The organism is Gardnerella vaginalis (assembly GCF_040427915.1).
Classification (GTDB): Bacteria; Actinomycetota; Actinomycetes; order Actinomycetales; family Bifidobacteriaceae; genus Bifidobacterium; species Bifidobacterium vaginale_C.
Map to the genome: position 1 here is coordinate 822,855 of NZ_JBETXJ010000002.1, position 17,640 is coordinate 840,494.

8 protein-coding genes and 1 riboswitch are annotated in these 17,640 nt (G+C 40.8%); of the genes, 7 read left to right on the forward strand and 1 reads right to left on the reverse strand.

Annotated elements, in window-relative coordinates:
* Positions 1-67 precede the first annotated feature (67 nt).
* Positions 68-160, forward strand: a riboswitch (TPP riboswitch).
* The 5 genes from ABVC65_RS03375 to ABVC65_RS03395 all read left to right on the forward strand — a co-directional run bounded on the left by ABVC65_RS03375 (position 148) and on the right by ABVC65_RS03395 (position 13,097).
* Complete coding sequence (locus ABVC65_RS03375) at positions 148-1,881, forward strand: bifunctional hydroxymethylpyrimidine kinase/phosphomethylpyrimidine kinase (protein ID WP_353582591.1); 1,734 nt, start codon at positions 148-150, stop codon at positions 1,879-1,881. Its footprint overlaps the riboswitch before it by 13 nt.
* 236 nt (positions 1,882-2,117) lie before the next feature.
* Complete coding sequence (locus tag ABVC65_RS03380) at positions 2,118-2,873, forward strand: hypothetical protein (protein WP_353582592.1); 756 nt, start codon at positions 2,118-2,120, stop codon at positions 2,871-2,873.
* A gap of 339 nt (positions 2,874-3,212) precedes the next feature.
* Positions 3,213-8,111 carry a PD-(D/E)XK nuclease family protein gene (locus ABVC65_RS03385; RefSeq protein WP_353582593.1) on the forward strand — a complete coding sequence of 1,633 codons (4,899 nt, stop codon included), beginning with the start codon at positions 3,213-3,215 and terminating at the stop codon, positions 8,109-8,111.
* Positions 8,101-12,330 carry an ATP-dependent helicase gene (locus ABVC65_RS03390; protein WP_353582594.1) on the forward strand — a complete coding sequence of 1,410 codons (4,230 nt, stop codon included), beginning with the start codon at positions 8,101-8,103 and terminating at the stop codon, positions 12,328-12,330. The genes ABVC65_RS03385 and ABVC65_RS03390 overlap by 11 nt, the downstream gene beginning before the upstream one ends.
* 86 nt (positions 12,331-12,416) lie before the next feature.
* Positions 12,417-13,097, forward strand: a complete 681-nt coding sequence (locus tag ABVC65_RS03395; protein ID WP_353582595.1) for a GNAT family N-acetyltransferase — start codon at positions 12,417-12,419, stop codon at positions 13,095-13,097.
* Between the two features lie 228 nt (positions 13,098-13,325).
* On the opposite strand, the gene ABVC65_RS03400 is transcribed toward ABVC65_RS03395, so the two are convergent.
* Positions 13,326-14,723 (reverse strand): MFS transporter, encoded by a 1,398-nt coding sequence (locus ABVC65_RS03400; protein ID WP_353582596.1) that lies wholly within the window; start codon positions 14,721-14,723, stop codon positions 13,326-13,328.
* 618 nt (positions 14,724-15,341) lie between these two features.
* Here ABVC65_RS03400 and ABVC65_RS03405 point away from each other — a divergent pair.
* Together ABVC65_RS03405 and ABVC65_RS03410 are read left to right on the forward strand one after the other, a co-directional pair.
* Positions 15,342-15,485 (forward strand): hypothetical protein, encoded by a 144-nt coding sequence (locus ABVC65_RS03405; protein WP_004113042.1) that lies wholly within the window; start codon positions 15,342-15,344, stop codon positions 15,483-15,485.
* Between the two features lie 146 nt (positions 15,486-15,631).
* The gene (locus tag ABVC65_RS03410) at positions 15,632-17,611 is read left to right on the forward strand and encodes a ribonuclease J (RefSeq protein ID WP_020761868.1); all 1,980 of its coding nucleotides are present in this window, start codon (positions 15,632-15,634) and stop codon (positions 17,609-17,611) included.
* Positions 17,612-17,640: the final 29 nt, after the last annotated feature.

Sequence of the window (17,640 nt, forward strand, 5' to 3'; positions counted from 1 at the left end):
TTTACGTATCGGGCGATTTTGGGAACAAACGCGGGGTGTAGTAAGTCACAAATAAACGATATAGTCAAATAATGGTTCGGGGTGCGTGTAAACGCTGAGATTACACCCGTTGAACCTGATCTAGATAATGCTAGCGAAGGGAATATCATGACAGAATTGTCACTAGATTCGCATACTAATACATTTAATACAAATCTATCTAATCCATCTAATCAATCTGCAGAAAGCTCATTTTCTACACAGCGCAAAAACTCATTACCATCGTGTGAAAAACCAGTGATTCCACGAGTGCTTTCCATAGCCGGCACAGACCCAACTGGTGGTGCTGGAATTCAAGCCGACTTAAAATCAATCATGGCTTCCAATGGTTTCGGCATGTGCGTTACAACAAACTTAGTCGCGCAAAACACATGCGGTGTGCGAGAAGTATATACTCCGCCAACATCATTCCTAGTATCTCAACTAGAGGCAGTATTCGACGATGTAAAAGTAGATGCTGTAAAACTAGGAATGTTAGGTGATAAACCCTATATTGATATAGTCGGAGAATGGCTTGAAAATCATCCAGTTCCTGTAGTCGTGTTAGATCCTGTTATGGTTGCTACATCAGGCGATCGTCTTCTTAAAGAATCTGCAGAAGAATCCTTACGACTTCTTATAAAAAAAGCAGATATTATTACACCAAACATTCCAGAACTTGCTGTTTTATGCAATAGCGAACCTGCAACGAGTTTTAATCAAGCTTTAGAACAAGCCAAAATTTTAGCTAGTGAAAATAATGTTATTGTAATCGTTAAAGGTGGACACTTAACAGGAAAAGACGCTGGAAACACCGCCGTATTCCCAGATGGCACTAATGTGCATGTTCCTTCACGCAGAGTAGACACAAAAACTACACACGGTACAGGATGTTCGCTTTCATCATCATTAGCAACGCGTGTATCCTTAGCTCTTAAAAACGGCAAAGTGCTTGAAAATCCTGCAACCGTATCAGAAGCATTAACTTGGACAACGCATTGGCTTAACGAATCAATACGCAACGGCGAAGATTTGCATGTTGGAAAAGGGCATGGTCCAGTAAATCACGCCGCACGACAATATAGGCTTGAACTTGATTCTTCTACAACGCCTTGGGAACATCTAAAAGACGATAATTTAATTAATCTTGACGGATCAAATCCTGAAACCTGTTATGTTGTGCCAAAAACATTGCCTAGAAAACCTAAAATATGCGCTGCAGGACGCTGGACTCAAGCTCTTTGGAATGCCACTGCAGACGTTGACTTTAACATTATGAATCTTGATTTTATTAAGTCTTTGGGAGATGGGTCTTTAGACGAGGATTTGTTTGACTTTTACCTGAATCAGGATGCTGAATATTTGAAACGTTACTCTCGGGCGCTCGCGGCTACTGCTGCTAAAACTCAAGATGATGATGCGCGCGTGCACTGGTCTTCTAGCGCTGCCGCATGTATTGAAGCAGAAAGCGAATTGCATCGTAGCTGGTTTAAGAAAACAGGTACTGCTATGAAGTCAGCATGTTCTCCTGCAACTCTTGCCTACGTTAATCATCTTTTAGCTACAACCTTTAGTGAAGATTATGTTGTTGCTGTAGCTGCTATTTTGCCATGCTACTGGCTTTATGAGGAAGTTGGGCATGTTCTTGTTGAAAAAACTACTCCAGATAATCCTTATAACGATTGGATTTCAATGTATTCGTCGAAAGAGTTTGATGCGAGTGTTAGAAAAGCGATTGAATGTGTTGAAAAAGCTTTCGAACAAGCTTCACCAAGCCAGCGTATTCTTGCCGTGCAAGCATATATGACGTCTTGTGTGTACGAGTACGATTTCTTCAATCAAGCACACCGTTCACTCAGATAGTTACTCAGTTAGATAGTCACATATCTAATTAATTAGACAGTTATTAGGAATCATTTTCTACTATTCGTCTGCGATTGGCGTTATCTACAAAAATCGCAGGCGAATTTTTCATATTTTGCTATTCCTAAATCCGAATCAAGTATAGTAAATCTTATTTATGTAAAAACGAAATATATGTAAAAACAATAGTCAAAAAACAAAATGCGAATTAAAAATTATTTGAAAGCGAGATAAGAATGAGCGGAACCCTAACGCGCAAAAACTACGTTACAAGAACCATTATTCGAGTTATTGCAATAGTGTCATCAATTTACGGAATGATAATGTCTTGGGATTCAATGGCACTCACATATTTTACAAATCTTTCCAATCTGATGATTTGCGTTGCGCTTATAGGATCTTTGATCTTAGACACTTTCAATGTTTTTAAGCCAAAAAATATTGCAGAAAGCGTTAAATCCGAAGGATGGGTAGATTCAAAACCAAACGCATGGTACGTTTTCAAATTCATGATGACGATTTCAATCGCCGTAACATTCACGCTGTATCTTTGCTTCCTAGCGCCTACAAACAAACTCGGGTTTATCGGCGCATACATGAACAATGGGTGCTCAAGCTTATGCGTGCATTTTATAACGCCGTTGCTCGCAATTTTTGACTTTATTCTTTTCGACTACAAATACAAGTCCAGCCGTGCGCACGTTTATTTTGCTACGATTCCACCGCTTACTTATGTGGCTTATGCTGTATGTTTAAGCGAGTTTGCTGGCGTGCGATGGGGAGAGCATGCTATGGCAGCGCCGTACAACTTTTTGAACTACAAAGCTCCTGCAGGATGGTTTGGATTTGCGCCAAACACGTTTAATTCAACAACACTCGGGGTGGGTGTGGTTTATTTGCTTGCCATTTTTACGTTGATTTTTATTGGAATTGGAATAGCATTTCTTGCGATTAAAAACGCTCGCGCTACGCGACTTTTTAGTCAACAATAGTGAGCGCACTAACCGCCGTCGCGCTTAAAGCGTAGTACGCTAGCGATGTTCCTGCTTTTGTTTCCCATTTGACCGAATATGTAAACAAATGCGGGGAAGCGCGCTTGTGTTTGTTTACCGTTTGACCCAGAAGGGGAACAAATGCGGGGAAGTGTTCCTGCTTTTGTTTACCATTTGACCCAGAAGGGGAACAAACGTGGGGAAGATGTAAACAAACGTGGGAAGGTGTTCCTGCTTTTGTTTACCATTTGACCCAGAAGGGGAACAAACGCGGGGAAGAAGAAACAAACGCACTACAAGGTTACATACAAACGCAAGCCAGTTGATAGAATTGTGTTTATGTGTACGGAAGATTCTGCGCTAGACGCTGTTCGATCGTTGCTTGATGGCAGTCTTAAAAACGCCAGCGGACGCCATACCAATGTTTTGTTGGTGTTTGGTGCTCCAAATTCTGGAAAGTCAAGTTTCGCTCTAAACGCTCTTCTATGCGGTTTGCGAGCTAATTGGAAGAATACGCAGGACTCTAAATACGACGAAGCCGTACAGCTTTTACTCAAACATGCGATTCGCACTGATTTTGCTATCGCCGCAGCTCAGAATCGTGCAACTGCCGCACGCATGTCTAACTACGTAATAAGCAATCTCGGTGTTTCATACCAGTCTCGTCCAGTTGGCACTCTTTCCGCCTTTGCATTCAGCCTGATTTCCGCACGAAATAAGCTTTTTGGAATGTCATCTCCTAAATTGCTTAACGGCGCTGAACAAGATGCGATTCTTCGCGAAATAGTGCGAATGCATGTTAATCATGTTTTGCAAGGTGATAGCGGTGATTGCAAAATCTGCTCGCTTTTTAACGATTATTTTTCTGGAGAGTATTCTAAATCTTTGCAAGATGGTGATTATAAATCACATGATTCTTGGATTTATGTGATATCGCAGTTGCAAAACAGTGATAATCTTATGGATTCGTTCGACTCTCTAGATTATCAAAATGCTCAAAATACTCAGGATTTGCCAATAAATAGTGCTTTCATTCATCAACTTCGCGATATGCTCGCTAGGTTAGACGAAATGGGTATTGTGAGCGAATCTTCAGAGTTGCAAATATTAAATAGCCTTAATTTTCAGTCGCATTTGCAATCTGGCTCTAGTTTCGATTTGCTTGCAACTTTGCAGGCGGATTTGCAATCTTCTAGCATTGCTAATCGTTTGCGTGTGCAATGGAATTTGGCTTTTGCACTTCGCAATCAGTATGCGAATTGTGTGCGAAAAAAGTATCCAAATGCTTTTAGATTAGATTCTTCTAAACTTTTGGCTAGCGGTGTTCAAATTTTGAATGAGATTTTTAAGAGTTTATATGATGATAATACAGAAGAATCGTCGGTTGCTGGCGACTATTCAGCTGGCTCTTCAAAAGATTTTTCTAAAGAATTATTTGCGCTTAAATGTTCACTTCCACGTCTTTTGGTAGTAGATGATTTTCATGATGTAACACTTGCTGGACTTGCATTTCTTGAGTCTTTATCTAGTTTGGGCGTTCGTATTGTTTTAACGGCGAACCCAGACGAATCTGTGCAATCCTTCCGTGGATCATACCCAGATTATGTGGTTGAAGCTGCTCAGCACGGTGTTATGCAAGCAGCGGTATTTAAAATTTGTGACTATAGGATTGACGGTGTAGCTGAGCCTTCCAATGATTCCAATGATTCCAATGATTCCGCCGATTCTGTATATTCTTCAAATACTTCAGATTTGCTAAAACAAAATAGTCGCTCAATTCCACTGAGTCTTTTTTCGTCTAGAGTTTCGCTTTCAATCCCTTCGCTTATGCCAACGCCAACGCCTATCGCCCGAAGGTCTTGGAAGATGGCAAATGTTAAAGGCGCTTTTCCTATAGAAAAAATCGAATCAAATTCGCAAGAAACAGAAAATTCTTCGGTTTCTGGCGACTTATATCGTACTGTGCGCGAAGAAATGGATTGTGTTATTTGGCAAATAAAACGCGCTCACTTAGATCACAAAATCCCGTGGAAAAATATGGCTGTGATTGCTCACGATAATGCTACTGTTCGTGCTTTCGGCGAGCGACTTCGCAAAGATGGTGTTCCTGTGCGATACTCGTCCGTTACTCGCGCTCTCAGGGAAGAGCCGTTTATAAAAGCACTGTTTGCGCTTATTGAATTGGCGCAATTTAGCCAAAATAGCGTGGATAATTTAGCTAAAGACGTATCTTTAGGAACTCGCACTATTTCTTCGATTGCGCGTTTTGTGAAGAGTCGCATAAAAACCATAATGGATAGTCCTCTGATTGATTCAGATAATTACAATTGTGCTGATTTAAGTGCTGTAGAAGCGCTTATGCGTTCCATTGTCTCTCTTAGTGACATGGTTAAATCTAAGGAAAATTCCCCTCTTAGCGTTCTTATAAGACAGTGGGATTTACTGCAAAATCAGCTTTTAAACAAGACTGATTCTAAGAATGATGGTTTGGATGCTAATTTTAACTTCGACAATCGTATTTTTGATTCAAATCCAAACCCTAATTCCACGCGATTTAGTGTTGATTCCTGCTATCTGCTGATACTTAAAGCGCTTATTGATAGTTGTGCTATCGATAAATCAATGTATTGTGATGATTTTTGTGTTGATTCCTACGATTCTGATTTATTGGATGAGTCGCCAGCTGATAAGTCGCCAGCTGACCAAACTCAATCTGATCAAACTCCAGAAATTTTTTCTGTTTTGCAAAAAATGCGCCCAAACAGTGTTCATCTTCGTACTTTAATGCGCGTTTTTAAAATCACGTCTAAACTATCTAAGATTTTAAAACAAGATTTAGTAAAAATTCAAAATAGTGTAACAAACGAGGCTAGTTATATACTTGGGCAGGCATGGAATCTTTGTAATTGCGCTAAAAAGTGGCAGATTCAAGCGCTTAAAAACAACAATGAAGGTCGTCTTGCAAACGATAGACTAGATGCGGCTATGCGATTATTTGAGTATGCTAATTCGTTTAATTACATAGATTCGCGTGCGGATTATTACGAGTCGTCGGTTGCTGGCGACTATTCTGCAGTGGCACCAACAATCACACAGTTTATTGATCAAGTTCGTCAAATGGAAATTGAAGCTGATTCTCTTGCAAGTGTTGCTCCTGTTCCTGACTCTGTAACACTCACAACTCCGTCTGGCTCTGTTGGTTCTCGCTGGGATTATGTGTGGATTCCAGCCGTACAGCAGCGAGTCTGGCCAAATACTGCGGCTCGAAGCACAATGTTTGGGTCAGAAACTCTAGTAAACATGGTGTTAAATAATAGGATTTTCGGTTCAGTAAACCTGAAATCTAATAATTCTCAAAATTCATTATTAGATAAATTCACTAATCCTACTGGAATTTGTGTAAACGATAGACAAGCGATTTTTACTGGAGAGCAGCGAAGCTTTTTAATGGCGATTACGCGCGCCAACCGTCATCTTTTTATAAGCGCGGTTAATAGTGATGATTGTGTTCCTTCTGATTTTCTCTACTACTATTTGCCAGAAATCTATTGGCGTAATGCGGATGGAAGTAGTGAATACACTGATTTCTGTGAAGATTTTGCTGTAATGGATGCGGATCCTAGAGGGCTTGTTGCTTCGGCTCGAACACAAGTAGCGCGTGCAATATATGAATCAGAAAATAGTCACAACTTAGACGAAAATCCTACTGTTAAAGACGCTTTAACAGCGTTGAATCTTTTGAAAAATAATGGAGTGGATTCGGCAAATCCAGAAAATTGGGATTTTATTCGTAAAAATTACGGTTCTAAGATTGAAGAGAAATCTATTGAAAACGAATCAAAATCAAACTTGGTCACACTATCTCCATCAATGGTGGATAGCCTTTGGTCATGTCCAGTATGTTGTCTTTTAGAGCGAAAATTTGCAGGTCCTACGCATGGAGGAACGGCAGCGCAATTCGGCACGCTTATTCACGAAACTGCTAGATGGGCAAGTCAAGATGAGCATTTAGACAACGAGTATTTACACGAAAAATATCCAGAATTACAGGCGTTTGCTGCGATTAAAAATAACAAAGTTAGCGAATTGCCCGACTTTGACTTTTCGTTTGAATCTATAAGCGCTTTACAAAAAAAGGCGATTGAAGATATTGCAAACACTATGATTGAGCATTATTATTCGATTTGCCCAAGTGATTCCAATATTTCAGACGTAAAAGACCGATATCGTTTTATAAAAAATGATTTAAATGTTCGACGAGCGCTTTATACGATTGCTCAATATTTTGTAGGTTCTTTAACTGGATCAAACTACCCGATCATGGCAAAAAAAGATGAAGACGGTGTGGTTACTGATATTTTACCAGCGTTAGAAAAATCGAAGTCTGCAAAACCTACAATTGCAGACGTCGATTTGGGGAATCTTGAACATGCCTATTGTGAGTGCAATATAAATGCCACTTTTGGGTTCGACGATATTTTAAACGCCTATAATCGTGCGTCTAAAACAAAAACAAGCATTACGGATCTTTATTCAATAATGGGATTCTTGGTAGGCGGATGGCAAAATGGCGCGTCTAGCGATTTGCGAGTGAGGATTCAAGGTCGAATTGACCGCATGGAAATTAGAAAATTAAATGACAATACGGAACAAATTCGCTTAATCGACTATAAGACAGGAAAAGTTCCTAAAACGCAGCAGGTGTTTAACGATTTACAACTTATCTGCTATCAGCTTGGGATTGTGTTTTGTAACGAAAACGTTGAAGACGTTAAACAATTGCTTAAGTTTAAGCATACAAAAATCGCGCGAAGTGCGCTGTTTCATGTTGTATACAAAGATTCTCCTGCGCAAGATAATGGTGTTGCGGAAAACATTTGTCAGCCGTCTTTGTTTGACGAAGATGGCGCGTTGAGCACTAAAGGACTGATAAGTCGATACAGGTATGCGGATGATAATCGTCTTTACGAGCTTCCAGATATTGATGCGCAAAATCCTGCGGACGGTGTGAGCCAGAATGCGTGGTCGGATTTTGTAAACCTGCCTATGAGAACAAAATGGTCTCTTATGATGATATCTCGAGTATTCTTTGCTGCTTCTGCTGTTAAGTCAACCAGTTTTGTTGTTGAGCCAAAAGCAGACCATAAAAATCATTGCAGATGTTTAGACGTTTGCCCTGCGTGTGCGGAAAAAGTGGACACGGTTTACGAAATGATTGAAGGTAAAAATGAGCAATAACAACGTTAACGCCGTAAAATCCACGCCTAATAGTGCTCCAAGTTTAGAGCAAAAAAACGTTATAGAAGCGCCGATTAATCAAGACGTTCTAATAGTTGCTGGAGCTGGCAGCGGCAAAACATACACTATGACTCGCCGCGTAATACATTTAATTAAAAGCAAAGTTCCGCCAGAGTCCATATTGGGATTAACCTTTACAAACAAGGCGGCTGCGGAATTGCTAAGTCGCGTTTCTGCAGAGGTGAGTGCAAGCGGTGCAAATGGCGCAAAGTCATTCTTAAAGCCAGAAGTGATGACGTACGACGCGTTCTTTCAATCAATCGTAAGAAGATACGGGCTTTTGGTTGGCTTTAATCAAAACACCATGCCATTAAGCGATGCTGGCGCGATGGAAATCATAAAAAGTATAATCGGAAAATATTTAGATAATCCACAAAATCACAATAAAAATTTAAACAAATTATATGATTTTGACACGTTATGTTCAGATGTTATGAAACTTTGTGCTGAAATATCATGCTCAATGATAGGTGTAGACGCGCAAGGAAACACTTGTTCCAGTGTGTCTCAAGCAGTACAAAAAATACGAGAGTGGAATAACGAGTTTGCAGAACACTTAAAAAATGTCATAGGAAACAAGAAAGTCGAATCGCCATTACCTGCTAAATCACCAGCAATACCAAAATACAAAAAAGTCAAAAAAACTGCTGGAATGAGTGCGGAAGACGTTACAAAAACATCTTCAGAAAAATTTAAACAAGCGTGTAAAAAATACGAAAAATATTGGGATGATTCATGCTTGCAACTCTGCGTGAACCTATACAACTCATGTGTAAAAAGAGACATACTGTTAGATCTTGTTTTGCAATTTGACGCTGAAAAAAAGCGCGTAAACATGGCACAATTTAGCGATTTTACAATAGCAGCCTACTATTTAGTAACACATTTTCCTTCGATTTGTGCGCAATACAGGAATCAATATTCGCAAGTTCTTTTAGACGAATACCAAGATACTTCTACAACGCAAGCAATGCTTATAAATACGCTGTTTCATGCGGATAATGATGCGGATAATGATGCGGATAATGGTGGCGATTTTGCGGCGTCAAAGCGTACACACGTTATGGCAGTAGGAGACCCATTCCAAGCAATCTACTCGTTTAGAGGAGCGTCTACAGGAGCTTTTTGCAAGTTTGAACAAGACTTTAATATAAACAAACAAAACAAATATTCGCTAACTGTTACACGCAGAAACTCACTGTTTATATTAAAAGTGGCTAATGCTCTAACAGAAGTTATGCGCGGAGAATCCAACACAGATAAGTCACAAAATAATCATTCTCGCTTTAGCAGCATCGACGATAGAGAAGTAGAAGTTGAAACGCTGAAGCCTACAAAAGATGCAAAAAATGGCACGATTGCAGCGCTATTTATGCCATCTCAGGCAGAAGAAATCGACGCAGTAGTGCGATTCGCACAAAAAATTATAGAAAAGCAGGAAAAGCAGGAAAAACAGGAAAGTCAAGTATCTCAAGTATCTCAAGTATCTCAAGTATCGCAAGTATCGCAAGTATCACGCGAACCACAATTGGCAATACTGTTTAGAAGTAAAGCAAATATGCCAAAATATGCTGAAAAATTAGAGTCAGCAGGTATAAGAACAAGCATAGTAGGATACTCATCGTTAATCGAAAAGCCAGCAGTTAAAGATGTGTTAAGCCTACTAAAAGTAGTGCAAGATCACAGCGACTCAAACTCACTTATGCGACTCTTAGCCACACCGCGTTTTGCGCTATCTACCAGCGATTTGGGTGCATTAGCTGCAATCGCAAATAGCGCAAACACGGAATATCTTTACAACATTTACTCGTCGGCAGGATTATTAGAAGCAGATCTTCCTAAAAGTCAGTGGGATTCTGCAGTGCGAGAACTCAGAGACAAAGCAAACCGCGGCGAAAACTCAAGTCAAATCACAAACATTTATGGAGGAGTTTATTTAGCAGACCTAATAATGCGTGATTTTTCCACAAAAAACGACCAGTGGGTTAATCAAATGCAGCAAAAACTCAGCATTGAAGGATTTGATGCAGTAAAAAGACTTAGTAAAATCCTACATAATGTAGAAGGCGTACAAAGAAACTCGCTAACAAATGTAATGCAAGCCGCTGTTCAAGCGCTTAACGTAGACATAGATACAGCAGTGGGGTCTGCCTTAAAATACAAGGATTTTAGCAACCAAATCATGCTGGACGACATGCGTAGTGTGTTAGATTCGCTAAATGCAATTGTAGAAACATATATTCAAGAGATGGGCGAGTGGCAGGACGTCAGTTTGCGCGGACTAATAAGCTGGATTGACTCAGCAAAAAATCTTGATTCTCAGTCAGGATCCTCTGTTTCATCTTCAGCTCAGACAGAACCAGCGCAAGTCGTGCTAATGACAGTTCACCAATCCAAAGGATTGCAATGGCCTGCTGTTGCTGTAGTCGGACTAAATGAGGGCGCTTTTCCAAGCAATCAAGGCGATTCATTGAAAGTTGATGATAATGGGCAAGCTAGCGCGCGTATACCATTAGAGTTTGCAGCAAGTGTGCCAACTGCATTACGAGTGGACGCTAATATTTTGCCGCATTTTCCACATAATGCGACGCGTGTAGAGGCAATGCATCCTGAAAAAGCCATGCAAAGTTTAGATAGTGTTCAAAAAATCTTTGACGAGATTAAGCCAGATAGAACTAAAGCTTTACGTGAATTTGCAGAATCTGTTCAAGAGGCGGATTGTGGCTCTGCGGTTGCTGGCGATTTTTTGAGCGAAGAAACAAAGCGCGTTTACAATTCGTATAAATCCCAGCAAAGTGTTGATTCTATGCCATTTACGCAAAGTGAGGAGCGCGGAATACAGCTTCACATGGATGAGCGTCATCTTATGTATGTGGCATTAACTAGAGCAAAGTTCGCTGCTCTTTTAACAGGATCAGCTACCTCTGGAGATAGCGCTCAAAGTGGCAGAAAGCGCAGTGCGTCAGTGTTCCTTAACGAATCAATAAATGCTATTAAAAATCTCAATGGAGCTATCGAAGTCCAACGCTGTGATTCAGATGAGGAAAATAAAACAGAATCTGAAGAATCTGAAGAACAGGATGTTTCAAATCAGGATGTTTTCGGTTTTATAGCTGGAGATGATGCTCAGGAATTTGCTGCAGAATTCAGCAAAATTGCGCCTCAGTCTGACTCATCAAGTTTAGAGCCAACACTTAAATGGCCTTGCACATTGAGCAATACTATAGAAAAATCCTTAATAGAATCCGCAAAACTCGTGGAAAACTGCGATTCTGATTTGGAATCCGTATACGATTCATCCATCAACACAAACCCTAAATCGTTGCTCTACAAGGCAAAAATCTTCATACAAGACGCGGACTTAACATCACAAAATGACTGCGACTATTCGCTAGAAGAATTAGCCGAAAAAGTGAATAAAATATCTAGCGGATCAAGACTAAACGTAACATCGTTGCAAAAAATAAGCAAAATCGCACAAAATGCAAAAACAAGCGTTTACAACAATCTATTGGCTTGCATTCGACCAATCCCATCTATTCCTTCAATAGATGCAAACCTAGGCACAAAATTCCACGCTTGGGCACAGCAGTTTGTAGACTCAGCAACACCGAGCGAATCTTGCGCATGCTACGAGTGGAAAAACATTGTAAAACACGGAATATCGTTAGAAAAAACGCCTGAAGACAGACAGAAAGTTATAGACGATTTTAATCAAAATAGTAAAGCATCAGATTCGCAAAGTTCTGCCATAAATAAGTGGAAGCAACGACTTATAGAATCACGCTGGGCAAAACGAGTGCCGCTAGCTGCGGAAATGCCGATTCTAATGCAAATCGACGATTCTGCGTTTGCAGATAGAATCATCAACGGTACTTTGGACGCTGTTTTTGCAGGAGGATTAGACGCTAGCGATACTACAAAACTCTACACAATCGTTGACTGGAAGACAGGAAAGCGGCCAAAAAGCGCGGAGCAGATTCGACTAAAACTTGAGCAGCTCGACTGGTATAGACTACTGCTAGCGCGCGCTGCAAACGTTGATTTAAATTGCATTGATGCCACATTGTACTACGTTAGCGAGGAGGATGAGGCAAATCGCGAGATTCACGCGCTAAACAAAACTCGTGACGAAATTTTATGTGATATGTCTTTTTAAAATCAACGTTTTTGATAATCTAAAAGTAGTAAAAATAGTAAAAGTAGTAGAATGAGCTGCGCGCTTGGAAAGCAAAAGAGGGAAAAATGACGGTTGAGTTTCGACCAGTTAAAATTAACGATATTGACGCAATCGTAGAAGAGTACGAGCGTACATGGGGAATCGCGCATGCTGTTGGAGCAGACGCTTCTCGTAATCTTTCGCGCAGATTTGTGTTGCATTATCTTGAACCGTCAACGCACGGTACTGTTGCAACAATCGATGGAAAGTTCATGGGGCTGCTGCTTGCGCGCGTTTACGGTGACAATGTAATGTTTCCGCAAGTAAAAAACATGCTTAAAAAGCAGGAAGAAAGCATGATGGCGAATAACGACTCTCAGCATGCTAAGGCTTTAGATGCGGCGATTGGCATGGGGCAAATTGAGCGCAAGTTGGAAGCGGCGAGCCATATTAACGATTTAACTCAAGCAGAGTTGGAGCTTTTTGTTGTTTCTCCCGATGCTCGCGGACACGGTGTTGGGGGCGGATTGTGGAAGCGCACTATGCAACATTTGCGACATCGCGGAGTGAACCGCTATTTTCTGCACACAGATACAGCTTGCGATGTGAGTTTCTACGATTATCACGGGCTTAGACGAGATGCTACGTGGGCTAAAAAGGATCATGAGAAGTATGCGAACCGCGTAAAAGACCTCGTTGAGGACTTGTACATATACTCGGGCGAGCCGTTTGTAAACCGTACAAGACGCACGCATCAATCGCGCTGATTAATTTCTACTGATTTGACTGATTTATATTAGCAACTTTCCCGCTTTTGTTTCCCCAATCGACCAAAAAGGGAACAAACGCGGGTAAGTGTTCTTGCTTTTGTTTCTCATTTGACCAAATACGTAAACAAACGCGGGTAAGTGTTCTTGCTTTTGTTTCTCATTTGACCAAATACGTAAACAAACGCGGGAAAAAAGAAACAAAGTGCGGAAGGTTGATTGCGCAAATTAACTGCGCTTGCGTGTTACAATAATCCACCCAATTGATGCGATTGGAATAGCAATAAGCGTAGAAATCCACGGAACCATCATTCCGCCATGCGAGTTCCACGCGTCAATCGCAAAGCCTGCAACCATTGATCCAAGAGAAGCTCCGATTGCAGATGCTGTTGGCAGCCAAGACAATCCTTCGGTAAGAGAATGCTCAGGAATCGTGTCTTTAACAATAAGATTTCCAGTTGCAAAAATCGGAGAAACGCATAGTCCACTTAAAAGCTCAAAAATACTTAGAAGCACAAGTCTATCTAAGTTAATGTTCATAAGAATAAAGCCAATAGTAAGAAGGCTTAAAAACACAATTAGATGAGACCAATTAGATCCGCGGAATTTATGAGAACCAAAAATAACAGCTCCAACTAAAGATCCACACGCGAATAGTGCAAGTTGCAAACCAATTAAAGTGTCTAATCCTTGAGCGCGCATTGCTGCAGTAACAGATACGTCAAAAGCGCTAAAACTCATATTAAAAACAAGGAACATAACAACAAGCGGTATGATTCCACGGTAAAGAAGAACGTTTTTAGGCTTATTTTTACGATTTTTGTTTTTAAGTTGTTTAAGCGAAAGCCTGTCGATAAGCTTTGTAGTGTTGTCGCTATTTTGTGCGTTTTGTGTATCTTGCACATTTTGTACGTTGTCGCTTTGCTCGCTTATTGCATTTTGTACGTCTTCGTCGTATTTAGGTGCGCTTTCTACTTGCACAACTTTAATCACAGCTGGTTGCGTGTTTTTAAGTGACAAGAACCACGCTCCGCCTAGTCCACTTGCCAAAACTGGCACAAAAAGCTGAGATACAGGGTGAACGCTAGTGGCAAGCCATGCTGCAAGAATTGGCCCGAAAATGAACACAATCTCGTCAATTCCAGATTCAAGCGCATATGCAACGTTTAGCAGTGTGTCGTCGCTTTGACTTTTAAGAGTGTACGCCCAGCGAGTTCTAACAAGCGCGCCGAATGCAAATTGCGTAACGCCCATTAAGATTGCAAGCACGAAAAGTATTGGCAAAGGTACATGTATTAGCGTTGCAATAGCAAAAGATAGCATAGCTACAACTTGCGCGCTTAGAGCAAGTGTTCCAACTTTTCTTTGACCAAATCTATCAAAAAGCTTTGCATATAATGGCGTTACGGCTGCTTGCGATAGCACGTATGCGGCACTCATAGTGCCCGCAATAGTCCAATTGTTGTAAATGTGGTTTAGCGCAAGAACGATTCCTAAACCCATCATCGAAATAGGCAGCCTTGCTATTGCTCCAGATATGCAAAATGCTCGTGTTCCTTCAAAAGAGAACAATTTTGCATAATTTGACATAGGCGAAGACTTTTGCTGCGCCGATTTCGATGACATATTCACTTCCCTTAAAATTTGTACGCGCTTAACGTGTTTAACATGGTTGATTTTTGAGTGTCTTTCTAGTCTACATTATGGCGTCAAAGTTTGCCCGTGTTTGTTTCTTTGTGCCCGCATTTGTTTACGTTTTGACTGTTTGGGTAAACAAACGTGGGAAAATCGTTCGCGAGTTATGCAGTTCGAAGTCGTCGATGCGCCCGTGTTTGTTTCTTTGTGCCCGCATTTGTTTACGTTTTGACTGTTTGGGTAAACAAACGCGGGGAAGTGTTCTTGGTTTTGTAGTTGGATTTGGTGATTTTGGGAACAAACGCGGGCGCGACGACCTACCTTTTCGCTTAAAGCGTAGCGCGAGAGGCGCTTTGACTGAGCTTGAAATTGCATAACGAATTTCAAGCTCCTTCAAAGCGTGATTTGGCTCAAGCATAAAGTCCAGTGGACTTTACGTGCGGCGAAGACGTGAGTGCGCTGTAACGCGCGAACGATTCCCCCGTATCGCTCGCGATTATTGTGATTATTTTTTGCGATTATCTTTTGCAAAAAAGTATTGTAGAATTAGGAACAATAGGTTTTTTAACAAAACAGGAAACAAGAAACAAGAATTTTAGAAGGTGTGTAATGTTTGGTTCAGATTTATTCGCAGCAGCAGGCTTTGCTGACATTCAATCAGGCTCCGCAATTTTAGGTTCAATGATTTTCGCAATCGTTGTAGTACTAATCGGCATCGGAATCAAGATTTGGAAAAAATACGGTAAGCATTAGAGTTTACGCTTTAACACACGTTTCAACACCGCTTTAACATTTTGACTTTAGCTTTAGCTTTATAGGTTATTTACGACAAACTCAAAGCGATTTGCTTCATATTTTTAAGTGTTAATCCGTTGAGGCGTAACGCTACAATGGATTAGATGAGTAAGACAACGACGCAATTGACGGATGAGATTCTTGCAGAAATTGTAGACTCTGTAAAAACCTCCCAACCTTCAAAAATAACGAATAAAAAGTCAAATAAAACTGTGAAAAAAGAAAAAACAACTAATACAAGTAAAAAAAGCAATAAAACAAGCGATAACAAGATTAACGATAACAATATCGAATCTTTGAAAGCAAGCAAAAAAATCAAAAATACGCAAAGTTCTAAAAGTTCTAAAATAGTTAAAAACGCGCTTCCACCAGTGGTAAACGATCAGCGCGAAGGTGCGTTAATCGCTCCGCCAAAATATCGCAAGGGGTCAATGAGAATTGTTCCGCTTGGCGGATTGGGCGAGATCGGAAGAAATATGAACGTTATAGAATACAACGGTCATATTCTACTTATAGACTGCGGAGTGCTTTTCCCAGAAGAAGAGCAGCCAGGCGTAGACCTGATTTTGCCAGATTTTCACTACATTCAAAACAGGTTAGATAAAGTAGATGCTCTGGTACTTACGCACGGACATGAAGACCATATTGGTGGCGTGCCATATTTGCTTAAAATGCGTCCAGACATTCCTCTAATCGGATCTAAATTAACACTCGCTTTTGTTGAAGCAAAATGTGCAGAACACAGAATCAACCCAAAAATGATTCATGTAGAAGGCAGAGACAAGCTAAAAATAGGTCCTTTTAATTTGGAGTTTATTAGCGTAACACACTCCATTCCAGACGCTCTTGCAGTGTGTGTAAAAACGCCAGCAGGAACGCTTATTGATACGGGAGATATAAAGCTAGATCAGCTTCCACTAGACCATAGGCTTACTGATTTAGTTGAATTCGGAAAGCTTGGCGAACAGGGAATTGACTTATTAATGGCGGATTCCACAAATGCCGAGGTTCCAGGATTCGTTAAGCCAGAAACAACTATTGGACCAGCTTTGGATCGTGCATTTGCGGAAGCCACTCGCAAAATAATCGTCGCAAGCTTCTCTAGCCATGTTCACCGCGTTCAGCAAGTCGTAGACGCTGCACACAAGTATGGCAGAAAAGTTGTGTTCGTTGGGCGCTCAATGGTTAGAAATATGTCCATTGCGGCAGATCTCGGCTACTTGCATATTCCAGAAAATACTGTTGTAGATTTAAAGCAAGCAAAAGATATTCAAGACGACAAGCTTGTGTATATGTGCACAGGATCTCAAGGCGAACCAATGGCAGCTCTTGGGCGAATCGCAGACGGAATACACAAAGATATTACAGTTAATGAACTTGATACCGTAATTCTTGCAAGCTCACTAATCCCAGGAAACGAGCATGAAGTTTACAAAGTAATCAATAAGCTTGTGCAAATGGGCGCTCGCGTAATCAACAAAGACAATGCTGCGATTCATGTTTCTGGTCATTGCAATGAGGGTGAGTTGCTCTACTTGTACAACATTGTTAAGCCAAAATGCGCTATGCCAATTCACGGCGAACACAGGCATCTTGTGGCAAACGGTTCGATTGCTGTTAAAACAGGCGTGGATCCTAAAAATGTTGTTTTGGCAGAAGATGGAGATGTTGTGGACTTGTACCACGGAAACGCCGCCGTTGTTGGCTCCGTGCCATGCGGATACGTGTATGTTGATGGCGATTCCGTTGGCGAGCTTACAGACGAGGAGCTGGAAAAGCGCAGAATCCTTGGCACAGAAGGATTTGTGTCTAGCTTTGTAGTAGTAAACACAGATAGCGCAGATGTTGTAGCTGGTCCAAAAATCTACTTGAATGCTGTTGCAGAAGACGAGTCTGATTTTGAAAAGATTCGTAGTCAGATTGTTTTCCAGCTTCAAGACGCTATGATGCATGGTGAGAAAGACACATATAAGCTTCAGCAGATTATGCGAAGAACGCTTGGAAGTTGGATTGCGCGTGCGTTGCGTAGGAAGCCAATGATTGTGCCAGTAGTAGCAAATATTTCAGAAAATAATCAAGAATAAGGAAAATATAAAGGAAATATAAAAAGGAA

Excerpts from the sequence above, each read along its gene's own strand:
- ABVC65_RS03375 (WP_353582591.1), top strand. The coding sequence starts at position 148 with ATGACAGAATTGTCACTAGATTCGCATACTAATACATTTAATACAAAT.
- ABVC65_RS03380 (WP_353582592.1), top strand. The coding sequence starts at position 2,118 with ATGAGCGGAACCCTAACGCGCAAAAACTACGTTACAAGAACCATTATT.
- ABVC65_RS03395 (WP_353582595.1), top strand. The coding sequence starts at position 12,417 with ATGACGGTTGAGTTTCGACCAGTTAAAATTAACGATATTGACGCAATC.
- ABVC65_RS03410 (WP_020761868.1), top strand. The coding sequence starts at position 15,632 with ATGAGTAAGACAACGACGCAATTGACGGATGAGATTCTTGCAGAAATT.
- ABVC65_RS03405 (WP_004113042.1), top strand. The coding sequence starts at position 15,342 with ATGTTTGGTTCAGATTTATTCGCAGCAGCAGGCTTTGCTGACATTCAA.
- ABVC65_RS03385 (WP_353582593.1), top strand. The coding sequence starts at position 3,213 with ATGTGTACGGAAGATTCTGCGCTAGACGCTGTTCGATCGTTGCTTGAT.
- ABVC65_RS03390 (WP_353582594.1), top strand. The coding sequence starts at position 8,101 with ATGAGCAATAACAACGTTAACGCCGTAAAATCCACGCCTAATAGTGCT.
- ABVC65_RS03400 (WP_353582596.1), bottom strand. The coding sequence starts at position 14,723 with ATGTCATCGAAATCGGCGCAGCAAAAGTCTTCGCCTATGTCAAATTAT.